At 72.1% G+C, this 14249-nt stretch carries 14 protein-coding genes; 6 read left to right on the top strand and 8 right to left on the bottom strand.

What is annotated here, in order from left to right:
* Window positions 1–11: 11 nt before the first annotated feature.
* Window positions 12–1394: an FAD-dependent oxidoreductase gene (locus ACWCP8_RS25415; RefSeq protein ID WP_451118333.1), complete on the bottom strand. Its 1383-nt coding sequence runs from the start codon at window positions 1392–1394 to the stop codon at window positions 12–14.
* Window positions 1395–1440: 46 nt separating this feature from the next.
* A complete protein-coding gene (locus ACWCP8_RS25410) occupies window positions 1441–2433 on the bottom strand; it encodes a DUF4349 domain-containing protein (protein ID WP_451118331.1) in 993 nt (330 codons plus the stop codon).
* A 127-nt stretch (window positions 2434–2560) separates the two neighbouring features.
* Between ACWCP8_RS25410 and hemG the strand changes: the two genes are divergently transcribed.
* Window positions 2561–4036, top strand: a complete 1476-nt coding sequence (hemG, locus tag ACWCP8_RS25405) for a protoporphyrinogen oxidase (protein WP_451118329.1) — start codon at window positions 2561–2563, stop codon at window positions 4034–4036.
* A gap of 4 nt (window positions 4037–4040) precedes the next feature.
* Window positions 4041–4754: a hydrogen peroxide-dependent heme synthase gene (hemQ, locus tag ACWCP8_RS25400; RefSeq protein ID WP_313939704.1), complete on the top strand. Its 714-nt coding sequence runs from the start codon at window positions 4041–4043 to the stop codon at window positions 4752–4754.
* A gap of 300 nt (window positions 4755–5054) precedes the next feature.
* Here the strand turns inward: hemQ and ACWCP8_RS25395 are convergent, their stop codons facing one another.
* The 5 genes from ACWCP8_RS25395 to ACWCP8_RS25375 all read right to left on the bottom strand — a co-directional run bounded on the left by ACWCP8_RS25395 (window position 5055) and on the right by ACWCP8_RS25375 (window position 10119).
* The gene (locus ACWCP8_RS25395; RefSeq protein ID WP_451118327.1) at window positions 5055–5843 is read right to left on the bottom strand and encodes a TIGR04222 domain-containing membrane protein; all 789 of its coding nucleotides are present in this window, start codon (window positions 5841–5843) and stop codon (window positions 5055–5057) included.
* Window positions 5844–5944: 101 nt separating this feature from the next.
* Entirely contained in the window at window positions 5945–6958 is a 1014-nt protein-coding gene (locus tag ACWCP8_RS25390) for a TIGR04222 domain-containing membrane protein (protein WP_451118325.1), read from the bottom strand.
* Between the two features lie 5 nt (window positions 6959–6963).
* Window positions 6964–8337: a DUF692 domain-containing protein gene (locus tag ACWCP8_RS25385; protein ID WP_451118323.1), complete on the bottom strand. Its 1374-nt coding sequence runs from the start codon at window positions 8335–8337 to the stop codon at window positions 6964–6966.
* Window positions 8338–8450: 113 nt separating this feature from the next.
* Complete coding sequence (locus ACWCP8_RS25380) at window positions 8451–9188, bottom strand: DUF4142 domain-containing protein (RefSeq protein ID WP_356000919.1); 738 nt, start codon at window positions 9186–9188, stop codon at window positions 8451–8453.
* 163 nt (window positions 9189–9351) lie between these two features.
* Window positions 9352–10119 (bottom strand): peptidyl-tRNA hydrolase, encoded by a 768-nt coding sequence (locus tag ACWCP8_RS25375; protein WP_451118321.1) that lies wholly within the window; start codon window positions 10117–10119, stop codon window positions 9352–9354.
* Between the two features lie 82 nt (window positions 10120–10201).
* Here ACWCP8_RS25375 and ACWCP8_RS25370 point away from each other — a divergent pair, with 82 nt between their 5' ends.
* From ACWCP8_RS25370 to ACWCP8_RS25355, 4 genes are read left to right on the top strand one after another with little or no spacing between them, the layout of a single operon-like run.
* Complete coding sequence (locus tag ACWCP8_RS25370) at window positions 10202–10879, top strand: AIM24 family protein (protein ID WP_352264790.1); 678 nt, start codon at window positions 10202–10204, stop codon at window positions 10877–10879.
* Window positions 10876–11754: an ATP-binding cassette domain-containing protein gene (locus ACWCP8_RS25365; protein WP_451118378.1), complete on the top strand. Its 879-nt coding sequence runs from the start codon at window positions 10876–10878 to the stop codon at window positions 11752–11754. Before ACWCP8_RS25370 ends, ACWCP8_RS25365 begins: the two co-directional genes overlap by 4 nt.
* Window positions 11751–12419 carry an ABC transporter gene (locus ACWCP8_RS25360; protein WP_356000879.1) on the top strand — a complete coding sequence of 223 codons (669 nt, stop codon included), beginning with the start codon at window positions 11751–11753 and terminating at the stop codon, window positions 12417–12419. Before ACWCP8_RS25365 ends, ACWCP8_RS25360 begins: the two co-directional genes overlap by 4 nt.
* 14 nt (window positions 12420–12433) lie before the next feature.
* On the top strand, window positions 12434–12628 hold the full coding sequence (locus ACWCP8_RS25355; protein ID WP_352264793.1) for a hypothetical protein: 195 nt from the start codon (window positions 12434–12436) through the stop codon (window positions 12626–12628).
* A 199-nt stretch (window positions 12629–12827) separates the two neighbouring features.
* Here the strand turns inward: ACWCP8_RS25355 and ACWCP8_RS25350 are convergent, their stop codons facing one another.
* Window positions 12828–14207 carry an alkaline phosphatase PhoX gene (locus tag ACWCP8_RS25350; RefSeq protein ID WP_451118318.1) on the bottom strand — a complete coding sequence of 460 codons (1380 nt, stop codon included), beginning with the start codon at window positions 14205–14207 and terminating at the stop codon, window positions 12828–12830.
* Window positions 14208–14249 lie beyond the last annotated feature (42 nt).

The raw sequence follows: 14249 nt of genomic DNA, 5'->3' as shown, positions 1-14249 counted from the left end.
CCGGATGAACGTCAGGCGGTGCCCGCCCGCCGTACCGCCGTCACCGCCTTCCGCGCCGCCACCAGAATGGGGTCCCAGACCGGCGAGAACGGCGGGGCGTACCCGAGGTCGAGCGTCGTCATCTGTTCCACCGTCATCCCTGCGGTGAGCGCGACCGCGGCGATGTCCACCCGCTTCGCCGCCCCGTCCCGGCCCACGATCTGCACCCCGAGCAGCCGGCCCGTGCGGTACTCCGCGAGCATCTTCACTGTCATTTGCTGGGCGCCCGGGTAGTAACCTGCCCGGCCCGTCGACTCGATCGTCGCCGTGACGAACCGCAGCCCCACCGAGTGGGCGTCCTTCTCGCGCAGCCCCGTCCGGGCGATCTCCAGATCGCAGACCTTGCTGACCGCGGTGCCCACCACCCCCGGGAACGTGCCGTAGCCGCCGCCGACATTGGCCCCGATGATCTGGCCGTGTTTGTTGGCATGGGTGCCCAGCGCGATATGGCGGGTGCGGCCCGCCACCAGGTCGAGGACCTCGACGCAGTCGCCGCCCGCCCAGATGTTGTCGTGTCCGACGACCCGCATCGACAGATCGGTGAGCAGACCGCCGTGCGGGCCGACGGGCAGGCCTGCCGCGCGGGCCAGTGTCGTCTCCGGTTCGACACCGATGCCGAGCACCACCACATCCGCCGGGTGGCTCGCGTCGTTCGTGGCGACCGCGGTCACGCGGCCGTCCGCTCCGGTGAGGATCTTGGTGACCTCGGCCCGGTTCACCGTCGTGATGCCCAGCCCGTCCATCGCGTCGTGGACCAGGCGCCCCATGTCGGGGTCGAGCGTCGCCATCGGCTGCTCGCCGCGGTTGAGGACCGTCACCTGGAAGCCGTGCTTCAGCAGCGCCTCCGCCATCTCGACACCGATGTATCCGGCGCCGACGACGACCGCGCGCCGCCCCGGCGCCCGGTCCAGGGAGTCCAGCAGCGCCTGGCCGTCGTCCAGGGTCTGCACGCCGTGCACCCCCGCCGCGTCCATTCCGGGCAGGGCCGGACGCACCGGCCGGGCCCCCGTCGCGATCACCAGCTTGTCGAAGCCGGTCCAGTAGGTCTCCCCACTCTCCCGGTCGAGCGCCCGCACCCGCTGCCCGGCGACATCGATCTCCGTCACCTCGGTGCGCATCCGCAGCTCGATGGCGCGGGCCCGGTGCTCCTCGGGCGAACGGGCGATGAGGTCGTCCCGGTCCGCCACGTCGCCGCTGACCCAGTACGGGATGCCGCAGGCCGAGTACGAGGTGAAGTGGCCCCGCTCGAAGGCGACGATGCTCAGCTCCTCCGGTCCCTTGAGCCTGCGGGCCTGGGACGCGGCGGACATGCCCGCCGCGTCCCCGCCGATGACCACCAGTCGCTCCGCTGTCATGCCGGGTCCCTTCGAGCGTCAACTCCGAAGGTCCACGCTACGACGCTCAGGGGGCGGACGGAGCCTCCGGTGCTGCGGGAGCCTGCTCGTCCGGCTGGGATGCCTGGGGTTCCTGGGGCACCCTGCGTCGGGCGAGCCAGGTGCGCAGCAGCCGCCCGAGCAGCAGCAGCCCCGCCGCCGCGGCCAGGAACGGCGCCGCCGCACCCACGGCCATCGCGATCCACCGCACCATCGTCACGAACGCGTGCCAGCCGCCGCCGAGCGCGTCCAGGAACCCCGGATCGTCGTCGTCCTTGCTGTTCGACGGGGACTCCGGCTCGGAGAGGCTGAGTGTGATCGTCGCCAGCGTGGTGCGGTCCTTCAGCGACTCCTGCTGGGCGAGGAGCGACTCCAGCTCGGCCTGACGGTTGCTCAGTTCCCCTTCCAGAGTGACCACATCGGCGAGCTTGTCGGCCCGGTCCATCAGCTTCCGCACCCGGGTGACGCTCGCCCGCTGGGTGGCTATCCGGCTCTCCACATCGACGACCTGATCGGTGACGTCCTTCGCCGACGTCGTCCGGGACAGCAGCTTCCCGCCACCCGCCAGCTCCTGCAGCACGGCGTCGTACTCACCCTGCGGCACCCGCAGCACGATGTGCGACTCCTCATGCGTGGCGTCGAGCCGCTCGGTGGACTCGCTCGCCACCAGACCGCCCGCACTCTCCACCGCCGCACGGGCGGCCGCGACCGCCTTCGGCACACTCTTCACCTCCACGGAGAGCGAGGCCTTGCGGATGACATGGGGGGCGGACAGCGCGGAGGGCTTCTTCTTCTCCGCCGAGCTGCTCTCGGCGGACCCCTGGTCCGCCGCCCCGGCGGCGGCGTCGCGTTCCGCGCGGGGGGCCGCGTACTTGGCGCTGTCTCCTGCCGCGCTCTTGCTGTCCGCGCTGTCGCTCGCCCCGCAGCCGCTCAGTGCGAGGAGTGCGGCGAGCGCCCCGGCGGCGAGGACCGTGCGCGAACGGTGGGCGGACGAGCGGTCCGGATGGCGTCCTGGCTGCATAACTGCTCCCCCTGGGCGGGTGGTTGATGGTGCCGGTTCGACGTTCGGGACCGGGGTTCGGGTTGCCCGTTACCAGTTTCGAAGCGGTCACGTTCGGGACTCGGAAGAGATTTGAGAGAGTGGAGGCATGCAGCGTTCAACAAACCGCGTGGACACAGGTACGGGTCATGTCGTCGTCATCGGCGGCGGCATCGCCGGACTCGCCGCCGCCCACCGGCTCCTGGGCACCGGTCTGCGGGTCACCCTCCTGGAGGCGACCGACCGGCTCGGGGGCAAGCTCATGACCGGTGGGATCGCGGGCACCCAGGTCGATCTGGGTGCGGAGTCGATGCTGGCCAGACGGCCGGAGGCGGTCGACCTGGCGCGCGCCGTCGGGCTCGGTGACCGGCTGCAGCCGCCGGCCACGGCCACGGCTGCGGTCTGGACGCGCGGCGAACTGCGGCCGATGCCCAAGGGCCATGTGATGGGCGTGCCGGGCGACCCGGCCGCGCTCGGCGGGGTGCTGTCGCCGGAGGGTCTCGCCCGCATCGCGCAGGAGCGGCACCTCACTCCGACCGACGTCGGCGAAGACGTCGCGGTCGGTGCGTACGTCGCCGACCGGCTGGGCCGGGAGGTCGTCGACCGGCTCGTGGAACCGCTGCTCGGCGGGGTGTACGCGGGCGACGCCTACCGGCTCTCGATGCGTGCCGCCGTACCGCAGCTCTTCGAGGTGGCCCGGGAGGGCGGCTCGCTGCTCGACGGCGTACGGCGGATCCAGCAGGAGGCGGCGGTCCGCCGGCAGACCGGCCCGGTCTTCCAGGGCATCGACGGAGGCATCGGCACCCTGCCGGATGCGGTCGCCGACGCCGTGCGCGCGGGGGGCGGCGAGATCCTCACCGCCACGCCCGTGCTGGGTCTGACCCGTACCACCGACGGCTGGGACATCCGCACCGACACCCGGGTGATCACCGCCGACGGCATCGTCCTCGCCACCCCTGCCTGGTCCGCCTCCACGCTGCTCGCCGCCGAGTCCCCGGCCGCCTCCGTCGAGCTGGCGGGCGTCGAGTACGCGTCGATGGCGTTGGTCACCCTGGCGTTCCGGCGCTCCGACGTGGCTGCCACGGGCGCCCTCGACGGGCGCTCCGGCTTCCTCGTACCGCCGGTCGACGGCCGCACCATCAAGGCCTCCACCTTCTCCACCCACAAGTGGCAGTGGGTCGCCGACGCAGCCCCCGACCTGTTCGTCCTGCGCACCTCCGTCGGCCGGTACGGAGAGGAGGACCATCTGCACCGCGAGGACACCGAACTCGTCGACGTCTCGCTGCGCGACCTCGCCGAGGCGACCGGACTCGCCGCGAAGCCGGTGGACACCGAGGTCACCCGGTGGATCGGCGGCCTGCCCCAGTACCCCGTCGGCCATCTGACGCGGGTCGCCCGGATCCGCGACGAGGTCGCCAAGCTGCCGGCACTGCGGGTCTGCGGAGCGGTGTACGACGGCGTCGGCATCCCGGCCTGCATCGCCAGTGCCCACCGGGCCGCGGACGAGATCGCCGCCGATCTCGCGGGAGAGATCATTGCCACTCCCACCCTGGTTCAGGGCACACGGAGCGAGGCGGGACAATAGCCGTATGAGTGCGCCTGAGAAGATCCCCAACGCCGGCAAGAAGGCCAAGGACCTCAACGAGGTCATCCGCTACACGCTGTGGTCCGTCTTCAAGCTTCGTGATGTGCTCCCCGCCGACCGCGCCGGCTACGCCGACGAGGTCCAGGAGCTGTTCGACCAGCTCGCAGCCAAGGACATCACCGTCCGTGGCACCTATGACGTCTCCGGCCTGCGTGCCGATGCCGACGTCATGATCTGGTGGCACGCCGAGACGGCGGACGAGCTGCAGGAGGCGTACAACCTCTTCCGGCGCACCAAGCTGGGCCTGGCGCTGGAGCCGGTCTGGTCGAACATGGCGCTGCACCGCCCCGCCGAGTTCAACAAGGCGCACATCCCGGCGTTCCTGGCCGACGAGACGCCGCGCAACTACATCAGCGTCTACCCCTTCGTGCGCAGCTACGACTGGTACCTGCTGCCCGACGAGGACCGCCGCCGGATGCTCGCGGACCACGGCAAGATGGCCCGTGGCTACCCCGACGTCCGCGCCAACACCGTCGCCTCCTTCTCGCTCGGCGACTACGAGTGGATCCTCGCCTTCGAGGCCGACGAGCTCTACCGCATCGTCGACCTCATGCGTCACCTGCGGGCCTCCGAGGCGCGGATGCACGTCCGCGAGGAGGTCCCCTTCTACACGGGCCGCAGGAAGTCCGTCGCAGACCTGGTGGCCGGGCTCGCGTAGCGAGCGGGCTCCGACCACCCCAACCCGGAAGATCAGACGGCGGGCGCCGGCGCACGGCTGTGCGCTGCCCGCCGCTCCAGCGACACCGGGTTCGGCTCCGGGCGCGCCGTAGGCCCTGACCTGCGGCGTTCCCGGGACGGGCGGGGGAGTGACACGTCCTTCCCCGCCCGTCTTCGGCCCGCCCCGGCGCGGGCCGCTTACCTGCTCCCTGGGAGCACGGCAGGCCTGGCCTCTCGAAGGCCGGCCTGCTCATGTGCCGGGCGTCGTCCCGGCGGGACGTCGACCCCGGCCGCGCTGTATTCAATGACCCCGGTGCGGGGGATGTGCCGGGTGGCCGCCACCCGAGAGCGCGGCGCGCAGCGCCGGATCGTCGACGGCACGGACACCTCGTACGGCGACCGCAGTCAGGACGTCGTGATCCGCGCCGCCCGCCGGGGCGGCGACCGAGTCCAGCAGCCGCTGCCCGGTGGGCGAGGCCCAGGAGCTGTACGGATGGATCTCCATCCGGGCGATGGCCAGAGCGCCGAGGGTCAGGACGAGCGGCAGCCCGAACCAGACGAGTTCGGCCGCCGCCGGGCTGCCGAACCCCCGTCCCTGTCCGGGAAGCAGCAGCGCGGCACCCGCCATCACGGCCGCCAGCAGGGCTGATCCGCGTACCGCGCGCACCGCCGACGCGATGTCGGTCCGTTCACCGCCGGGCAGGGCCAGCCCCGCCCGGACGAGGCGGTCGGCGAGGGCGCGTACGGCATCGGCGGCGGCGGTCGCCGAACGTATCGGAGGAATCGGCGACTGCCCCTCCGGGCCGATGGCACGGATCACCGTGCGCTCGACCTCGTCCCGGCCCTCGGGGTCGACGACGGTGGCCCAGCCGGTGTGGGCGAGCAGCAGGCGGCGGCGCAGATGCATGGTGACGAGGGCGAGGTCGGTGACCCGGTGCGGACCGCCCGTCAGGAACGCGGTCTCGTACAGGGTCAGTTCGACGTCTCCGGGGTCCCGCGCCCGGTCGACGGTCGAGGCGGCCAGACAGAGCCTGAGACAGGAGAGGGCCGCAGCCCCCCATGCAACCAGCAGAAACAGAACCCAGAGCATGTCGGGATTTCTATGCGAGGCGGACGGTGGAGCGCCACGGCTTTCCAACATACGGACGTGCATCGAGGAGACCGAAGCGGCAGTGGAGCCCGGCCGCCCGTTCAGGAGCTGCTGCTGCAGCTCGACCCGCCGCAGCTCGAACCACTGCTGCTGGAGCAACTGCTGCTGGAGCAGCTGGAGCCGGAACTGCAGCTGCTTCCCGAACTGCACCCGCCGCCACCTCCGCCGCCCGGGGTTCCGCTGGAACTTCCGCAGCCGGAGTCGGCCGGGCCCGAACCGGCGCACCACGCCGTCGCCATGAGGTAGTCGCCGCTGCCGGTGGAGGACGAGGAGGGGTGCGAGGGCGACATCGGCCGCCGCCCGGCGGTCGTCCGCATCCGCGCCGCCGTCACCAGCTGCGTCCGCAGTACGGGATCGGGCAGTGCACGCAGTCCGAGCGTCGCCACCAGATGGGCCGGCTCCGCGGTGCCGACGTGGGCGGCGCGGTACTGCTGGGCCGCCCTCCTGCCCGCCCCGGTGATCCGGGCACGAGCAACGCCCGCGCAGACGAACCCGATCGGGATGCCCACGACCAGGGCAGGGAGCACCTTGACGATGAAGGGGACGGAGAAGCCGGTCGGATCGTCATCCGTCAGGAACTGGGCCACCGTCACCGCGAAGGACGCCGGAATGGCCAGCAGGCAGCCCAAACCCTGGAACAAGCCCCAGCGGTGCCACTTCCCGGTGGCCTCCGGCGCGGCCAGCAGACCGCGAGCCGCGAGTCCGTCGCCGACCTCCTGCACGGCCGGGTGCCGCATCGCCGCGTCCCGCAGGGTGTGCAGCGCGCCGCTGGGGGCGGCGGCGTGCGCCTGGACTACGGCCCTCTCCACCGGGTCGTGGGCGACCGGCTGCGTGATGGCGACGATGCCGGGGCCGCCGACCGCCAGGCGTCCGTCCGCCTGGAGCGCGGTGAGCGCGGTGTCCACCACCCTGCCGGGCCCGCCGTTCAGGAAGGCCACTTCGTAGAGGTCGTGCACAGGACCACCGGGTCCGCGCCGGGCCTTTGAGAGCCCCACGATCAGGAGCGTCGAGGAGGCGACGACGCCGAGCGTCACGAGCAGAGCGACGATGTTCATTCCGGTCACCTTCCGGCGATCGCGGCGCGGGCGGCCCGTACCAGCCGGGTGGTGCGACGGGGCGGCCTGGCGGCCGCACGGTCCTGCCACCAGTGGGTCAGCCGACGCCGGGCGGCGTCGTCAGCGGGCCGGCCGTTGATCAGCAGCTGCTCGGCGAAGTCCAGTGCGTCGCGCCGGTATCCGGCGGACATGGGGCGGGTCCTGGCGTACGAGAGGAAGGCGTCCCGGTAGCCGTCGCCGAGGATCCCGGGCAGCTCGGGCGCCACCTTGGCGACGACGTCGGCCCGCTTGGCGGCCAGCGCACGGCTCTGGACGCCCAGGCGACGGTGGTCGAAGCCCTCGGGGGCGGGGGTGCCCGCCACGAGTGCGGAGAGCAAGGCGGTCTGCGCGACGGCGGCGCGGTCGCGCGCCCCATCGGTGGCGACACCGGTGCCGGTAGTGCTGGTGCTGGTGGCGGCAGTGGTGGCGTCATCCGCGGGCGCGACGGGGGAGGCGGCCGGGGTAACGCCGCCGTAGCCGTTCGCTCCCGCCTCGGACGTGGAGCCCGACCGGGCCTTCCCTGCCGCTTCCAACGTGGCGCGGACAGCGGTCAGTTCGCCGACCAGTTCCTCCGCCGGAGGGAAGTCGTCGTCGCGCTCGAGCAGAACGCCGGGCGGGGCGATCCGGGAGCGGAGTTCGGCGAGTACGTCCAGGACGGGCCGGGTCACCGGGTGTGAGTGCGTGTCGTGCCAGACGCCGTCCTTCTCGATGCCGCCCGCCACATGTACGTACGCGATCGCCTCCACCGGCAGTTCGTCCAGCGCCTTTGCGGGGTCCTCGCCACGGTTGACATGGTTGGTGTGCAGGTTGGCGACATCGATCAGCAGTCTGACTCCGGTGCGCTCGACCAGTTCCGCCAGGAACTGGCCCTCTGTCAGCTCCTCGCCGGGCCAGGCGATCAGCGCCGCGATGTTCTCCAGCGCCAGCGGCACCGGCAGCGAGTCCTGGGCGATCCGCACGTTCTCGCACAGGACGTCCAGCGCTTCCCAGGTCCTCGGTACGGGCAGCAGGTGGCCCGCTTCGAGCCTCGGAGACGCGGTGCGCGGCCCCCCGGCCCGCACGAACGCGATGTGCTCCGTGACCAGCGGCGTGCCCAGCAGCGCGGCCCGGGCGGCGAGGTCGGCGAGTCGGCCGGGGTCGGGGCGATCGGCCCCGCCGAGGCCCAGCGCGACGCCGTGCGGGACGACGGTCACGCCGCGCGCGCGGAGCCGTACCAGGGAGTCGGGCAGATGGTCGGTGCAGAGGTTCTCCGCGACCGCCTCCACCCAGTCGATCCCCGGCAGTGCCTCCACCGCGTCCGCTATTTCCGGCCGCCAGCCGATACCGATGCCCAGCTCCATGGTGTCCCCCTCCTCCGCTCCGTGCAGGGTTAATGGCCCCGTCGGGCGGGGGCCAATCCGAAGAGGGGGACGTTCAGAGCAGGATTTGAGGTTGCGGCCCCGGCCGGGCCGGATCAGGGCATCGGCATGGTGGACGGACGCGAAGTGAACGACTGGTCCCCGGTCGGCTCCGCGGGCACCGGCTGGGGCGGCACCGCCCCGCCGGCCGGCGGGGGCGGCCCGGTCGGACTGGCCGTCGCCCCGGCCGCCGCGTCGCGGGCGATCGCGTCGTAGTCGACGAAGCCGGTGCCCTCCAGCATGTTGATGTGGTCCAGCACGGTCTGGTTGGTGTCGGTCGCCAGCTGACGGATCAGCGAGTTCCGGGTTGTGGCCCGGACCTGGGCGACCAGAGCGAAGACCTTGCCGTGCGCGGCCCGCAGCAGATTGGCGAACTTGCGCTCGTAGTCCTCGCCGCTCGCCGCAGTCAGCTCGCGCAGCCAGCCCTGCTGCTGCTCGGTCGGCTGGTTCGGCAGTTCCACCCCGAGCTTGGCGGCCACGTCCCGGGCCCGGCGGTCCAGATCCGTGTGCCCGACCACCAGATGGTCCCCGGCGGCCTTGACCGCCTCGCTCGGCGCACGCTCGATGGCCTGCTGTCCGGCGGGGAGCTCCCAGAGACCGGCCAAGCGCACCCTCACCAGGAAGTCCCGGTCGGTCGCGGAGAGCGGACCCCACTGGGTGGCGACGGACGACGCGTTGAGATTGGCCTGACCGGTGCCGGAACGGTCGGCGTAGGACCAGACGGGATAGGCGAGCGCGCCGAGCGTGGCGACAAGTGCCGCGATGATGAGGGCCGTTCCGTTGATGCGTCGCAACAAGGTTTCTCCCGGGCCGAGGTGTGACGGCGTCGAATCAGCCGCCGGTCCCAACGACCGGCGCCTGACTGGTCGTTCAAGATACTGGTCAGTAGTGCCGGTGGGGCAGTATCGGGAGATACGCAGCGGCGCACCGGAGCGTTCAACGGCGCATGCCGGACGCTCAGCGACGCAGCGCCGGATGGTCGGCGACCACCGTGCAGGACCCCGGGGCGATCTCCGTGAAGCCGGCGTCGCGCACCACCGGAAGTCCGCTCACGGTGAGTTCCGCCCAGCGTGCGGGGTCCGGGGTGGCGACGGAGAGCGGGAACCCGGCCTCGCGCCATGCCTTGCGCTCCGTCTCCGACAGCTCCCACCAGGCGAGCTGTGCGCCGTGCCCGGCCTGCGCCATCTCCTTGCCCGCGGACATACCGAGCTCCGGGTTCAGCCACAGCACCGGGCCGGACAGGTCGGGTGCGGCGGGCGGCTCGGGGTCGTCCAGGTCCGTGCCCGACACCTGGAGCTTGGCCAGCTCCTTCGGCCAGCCGTCCAGCGGCACCGGCGGGAACACCCGCACCTCGGCGCTCTCGCCCGTGACAGTGATGCCGGGAAGCGCGGACGCCTTGCGCCACTCCGCGCCGCGCGCCCGGCGCACGACCTTGCGGATCCGGGCGTCCTGCCAGTCGTGGATGGCCTGCGCCCACTCGCCCTCGTCGACGGACCGCTCGTCGGAGAGCATCACGAGGACGGCGCGGGCGGCGGTGCGCAGTGCGTCGGTGCGGGCCGGGGGGTCGGTCTTCTCGATGTGCACGACCAGCGGCAGTACGTACTGCGGGGCGTCGTCCCGGCTGTTCCGCTCGGACTGGAAGGGGGAGACGGACGTGGACGTGGCGCCCGACCGGGCCGAGGCGTCCGGCTGGGACAGGGAAGGGGAGGTGTCATTGCTGCTCACTCGTCCAAGTCTGCCAGCCGTCCCTCTCCCGGGTTTCCCGGCTCCTTGGCGGAATGAATCGCTCCGGGTGAGGATGCACCGCATGAAGAGCGATCTCTTTTCCAGCGAGAACATGGTCAAGCCGGCAACCGCCCCCGGAATGACCCTGCAGAACACCAAGTCCATCAAGTACGCCGTCAACGGCGAGATGCACGCACGCCAGGGATCGATGGTCGCCTTCCGCGGCGATCTGCAGTTCGAGCGCAAGGGGCAGGGCCTCGGCGGCATGCTCAAGCGCGCCGTCACCGGAGAGGGGCTGCCGCTGATGGCGGTCCGCGGCCAGGGCGAGGCGTGGTTCGCCCACGAGGCCGCCAACTGCTTCATCGTGGAGATGGAGCAGGGCGACGTCCTCACCATCAACGGTCGCAACGTCCTGTGTTTCGACGCCACGCTCTCGTACGAGATCAAGACGGTGAAGGGTGCCGGGATGACCGGCGGCGGAATCTTCAACAGCGTCTTCAGCGGCTACGGCAAGCTCGGCCTGATGTGTGAGGGGCATCCCATAGTGATCCCGGTCACGCCTCATCAGCCGGTGTGCGTCGACACGGACGCCGTGGTCGGCTGGAGCAGCCAACTGGCCACGTCGCTGCACCGCTCGCAGAGCTTCGGCTCGATGATCCGCGGCGGCTCCGGGGAGGCCGTCCAACTGAGGCTGGACGGCGAGGGGTTCGTGATCGTACGACCCAGCGAGCTCAAGCCCGAGAAGGCATCGGCCAACTGAACCTGACCGGGGTGGGCCGTCGCTACGGCCTCGGCGGACCGTGGGTGCTGCGCGGGGTCGACCTCGACCTGCCCGCGCACACCCTGGTCCGGATCGAAGGCGCCAACGGATCGGGCAAATCGACCCTGCTGAGGCTGCTCGCGGGGATCGACGCCCCGACCGAGGGGCGGATCACCGGCCGCAGGCCGCGTACGGCCTACGTCCCCGAGCGCTTCCCGGCGGCGCTGCCCTTCACCGCGGCCGGGTACCTCGTCCACCTGGGCCGGATCCACGGCCTGCGCACCGCCGAGGCGACCGGGCGGGCGCAGACATGGCTGGCCCGGTTCGGGGCCGCCGACCACGCCCGTACACCGCTGTCGGAACTCTCCAAGGGCACCAGCCAGAAGGTCGCCGTGGCCCAGGCCCTCCTGGCCGAACCGGAACTCCTGGTCCTGGACGAGGCATGGACCGGCCTGGACACCGCGGCCCGCGACGAACTGGACCGCGCCGTCGCGGAACGGGTCACGGCCGGAGCCACCGTCGTCTTCGTCGACCATGATTCGCGCCGGCTGGCGGGCGTGATCCACGCCACCCACCGGGTCGAGGGGCTCGGGCTCGTCCCCGTGACGGCGCGGGAGGCGGCGTACGAGACCGGGCCGCGGGTACGGATCGAGGTCACGGGCGCCTCCGGGGCCACCCTTCCGGCTGGGCTGCCGGGCGCCCCCGCGCAGGAACCCGGACCCGACGGCACCCTGCGGCTCACGGTCGCGGCCGTGCACTCGGACGCACTGCTGCGCGCCCTGCTGACGGCCCGCCCGCCATGGCACATCCGGCAGCTGTCGGCAGCGGCAGCACTGGAACCGACGCCCCGAACGGAACCGTCCCAGCTCCCATGACCGCGCTGATCCGCTACCAGGCCGCCCTGCTGCTCCGCTCCCAGCGCTGGCTCGCCCCCGTCCTCCTGTACGCGGTCTTCCTCGCCGTGGGAGTCCAGTCGGGGCAGCCCGTGCTCGACTCGCTCGGTTACGCCGCCGCCGCGCTCCTGCCCGTCACCGCCTGGCTCGTCCAGCTCTGCGCCACCCAGGAACCGCCCGCCGCCCGGACCGTCGCCGCCGCCGTGACCGGGCAGCCGAAGGTCCATCTGGCGTCGCTGCTCACCGCCGTGGGCTGCGCCGGACTGCTGGGCACGGCGGCCACCGCGATCGTGCTGCTGATCAGCGATCCGGCCAACGCCGACCACACCGTCCGCGTCCCGCTGCTGCCCGCCGGACTCGCCGGGCTGCTCGCCGCCGCCTGCTGCGCGTTGCTCGGAGCGGCGGTCGGCGCGCTGTGCACGCGCCCGGTGCTGCACCGCCGCGGCTGGTCGATCGCGACCACCGCGCTCGCCGCCCTGCTGTCCCTGGTGACCAGCGGCTCGCCCGCGAAGTACGCGGTCACGGGGCTGGTCACCGGATCGTTGACCGGGGCGGTCCACCTCCCCGTCCTGCCGCTGATCTGCGCCGCTGCCGTGGCCGCCGCGGTGGGGGCGGTCGTCTGCCGGCTCACTTCGTTGCGCGGGTGACTAGGCTCGTGGGCATGGACGAGTCGTACTGCGAGACGCCCGGCGCGAGGCCGGTGCCGGTGGCTTCCGGGGCGCCGGAATCGGGACCTCCGTACGCCGAGTGCGTGCTGTGCCGGGAACCGACCGAGTATCCGGAGTCGGTCAAGGGGATCACGCTCTGCCCGGTCTGCGAGTGGCAGGAGGCGCAGCGCACGGCCTGCTCGGGCTGACGAGCCAGGTGTGGGTGCAGAAGAACTCTGCGGGCGACATCGACCGCCACTCCTCCCCGGCGCTGACCGACCCGGCCACGGGAGGCCCCGAGGGGCCTTCACCAACTGGTGGGCGCCGCAGACCGATCCGGTACGGGGGCGGCGGACGGTGCCGCCCGCTGCCCCCGTACTGCTCAGCGCATCAGTCGCATCAGTCGCATCAGCGCCAAGGGCCCGTCACGGCGAACGTCGTCCCGGGCGTGTAGCAGTTCACGAACATCGTTCCGCCGTCCGGCGCGAACGTGACCCCGGCGAACTCGCCCCACTCCGGCTTCTGGGGGGTACCGATGTTCTGCCGGCCGCGCGCCATCGCGTACACCTCGCCGCTCCGCGTCACACCGAACACATGCTGGGCGCCGTTGCCGTCCTCGCACACCATCAGCCCGCCGTCGGACGCCAGGCAGATGTTGTCGGGGGACTCGCCGGGCAGTTGAACATCCGTACCGGGGCCGAAAACGACCACCAGGGTGAGGCGGCGGCGCTTCGGTTCGTACCGCCACACCTGGCCGAAGTGGTCGGCCGCCGAGCCCGCCGCACTCTGCGCGAAGCTGGAGACGAAGTAGACCGACGAGCCGCCCCAGTAGCAGCCCTCCAGCTTCTGGGCGTGTGTGATGCCCTTCGGGCCGAAGTCCTGCAGCCGGATGGGCGTCCCCGCGGCCTGCGGATCCGGTACGGGGACCCACTCGATCCGGTCGAAGCTCGCACCGGTCTCCTGGATGACGGAGAGGTCGGGGACGCCGGGCACCCGCATGGCCTGCAGTTCGCCGCCGGCCCGCAAGGAGCCCGTACCGCCCAGTGGCTTCTCCGGCAGGAAGCGGTAGAAGAGCCCGAACGGCTTGTCGAACGCGTCCTCCGTCTCGTACACGATCCCGTTGTTCGGATCGATCGCGATCGCCTCGTGCTGGAACCGGCCCATCGCGGTGAGCGGCACGGCTCCGGTGCGGTGCGGGTCGGCGCCGTCCACCTCGAAGATGAAGCCGTGGTCCTTGGTGTAGCCGTTGGTGCCGGCCCGGTCCTCGGTCTCCTCGCAGGTCAGCCAAGTATTCCAAGGGGTGCGGCCGCCCGCGCAGTTCACCGCGGTGCCGGCGATGGCCACGCGTTCGCCGAGGACGGCGCCGCGGCTGTCGAGCTCCAGTGCTGTGCAGCCGCCCTTGCCCATCGGGTCGTAGGTGAGGCCGTCGACGGCGGGGACCGCGATCTTCGCGGTGACCCGGTTCTCGTGGTTGCGGACGAGGTGGACGCGGCCCCGGTGGCCGGCGAAGGCGGCCATGCCGTCGTGGTTGCTGGGGACCGGGCCCTCGCCGGAGCGGAGCCGGTCGCCCTCCCGGGACAGCACCCGGTAGCGGAACCCCTTCGGCAGATCGAGCAGGCCGTCCGGGTCGGGGACCAGCGGTCCGTAGCCGCTGTGGCCACGGGTGGCAGCGGTGCCCTCGAAGAGTTCGGAGAAGGCCCCGGCGAAGGCGATCGAGACAGCGGTCGCGCCGCTGCCGGCCAGGACCTGTCGGCGTGTTGCGAGTCGTCGTGCGGGTGCAGATGACATGAGGCAACTCCCTGCTGGCGGACAGGAGAAGTGACCCGCATG

The organism is Streptomyces sp. NPDC002206 (assembly GCF_053593595.1).
This window is presented reverse-complemented; position numbering and strand designations above follow the sequence as displayed.

Coding starts and splice junctions, on each gene's coding strand:
- ACWCP8_RS25415 (WP_451118333.1), bottom strand. CDS start 1,394: ATGACAGCGGAGCGACTGGTGGTCATCGGCGGGGACGCGGCGGGCATG.
- ACWCP8_RS25410 (WP_451118331.1), bottom strand. CDS start 2,433: ATGCAGCCAGGACGCCATCCGGACCGCTCGTCCGCCCACCGTTCGCGC.
- hemG (WP_451118329.1), top strand. CDS start 2,561: ATGCAGCGTTCAACAAACCGCGTGGACACAGGTACGGGTCATGTCGTC.
- hemQ (WP_313939704.1), top strand. CDS start 4,041: ATGAGTGCGCCTGAGAAGATCCCCAACGCCGGCAAGAAGGCCAAGGAC.
- ACWCP8_RS25395 (WP_451118327.1), bottom strand. CDS start 5,843: ATGCTCTGGGTTCTGTTTCTGCTGGTTGCATGGGGGGCTGCGGCCCTC.
- ACWCP8_RS25390 (WP_451118325.1), bottom strand. CDS start 6,958: ATGAACATCGTCGCTCTGCTCGTGACGCTCGGCGTCGTCGCCTCCTCG.
- ACWCP8_RS25385 (WP_451118323.1), bottom strand. CDS start 8,337: ATGGAGCTGGGCATCGGTATCGGCTGGCGGCCGGAAATAGCGGACGCG.
- ACWCP8_RS25370 (WP_352264790.1), top strand. CDS start 10,202: ATGAAGAGCGATCTCTTTTCCAGCGAGAACATGGTCAAGCCGGCAACC.
- ACWCP8_RS25360 (WP_356000879.1), top strand. CDS start 11,751: ATGACCGCGCTGATCCGCTACCAGGCCGCCCTGCTGCTCCGCTCCCAG.
- ACWCP8_RS25355 (WP_352264793.1), top strand. CDS start 12,434: ATGGACGAGTCGTACTGCGAGACGCCCGGCGCGAGGCCGGTGCCGGTG.
- ACWCP8_RS25350 (WP_451118318.1), bottom strand. CDS start 14,207: ATGTCATCTGCACCCGCACGACGACTCGCAACACGCCGACAGGTCCTG.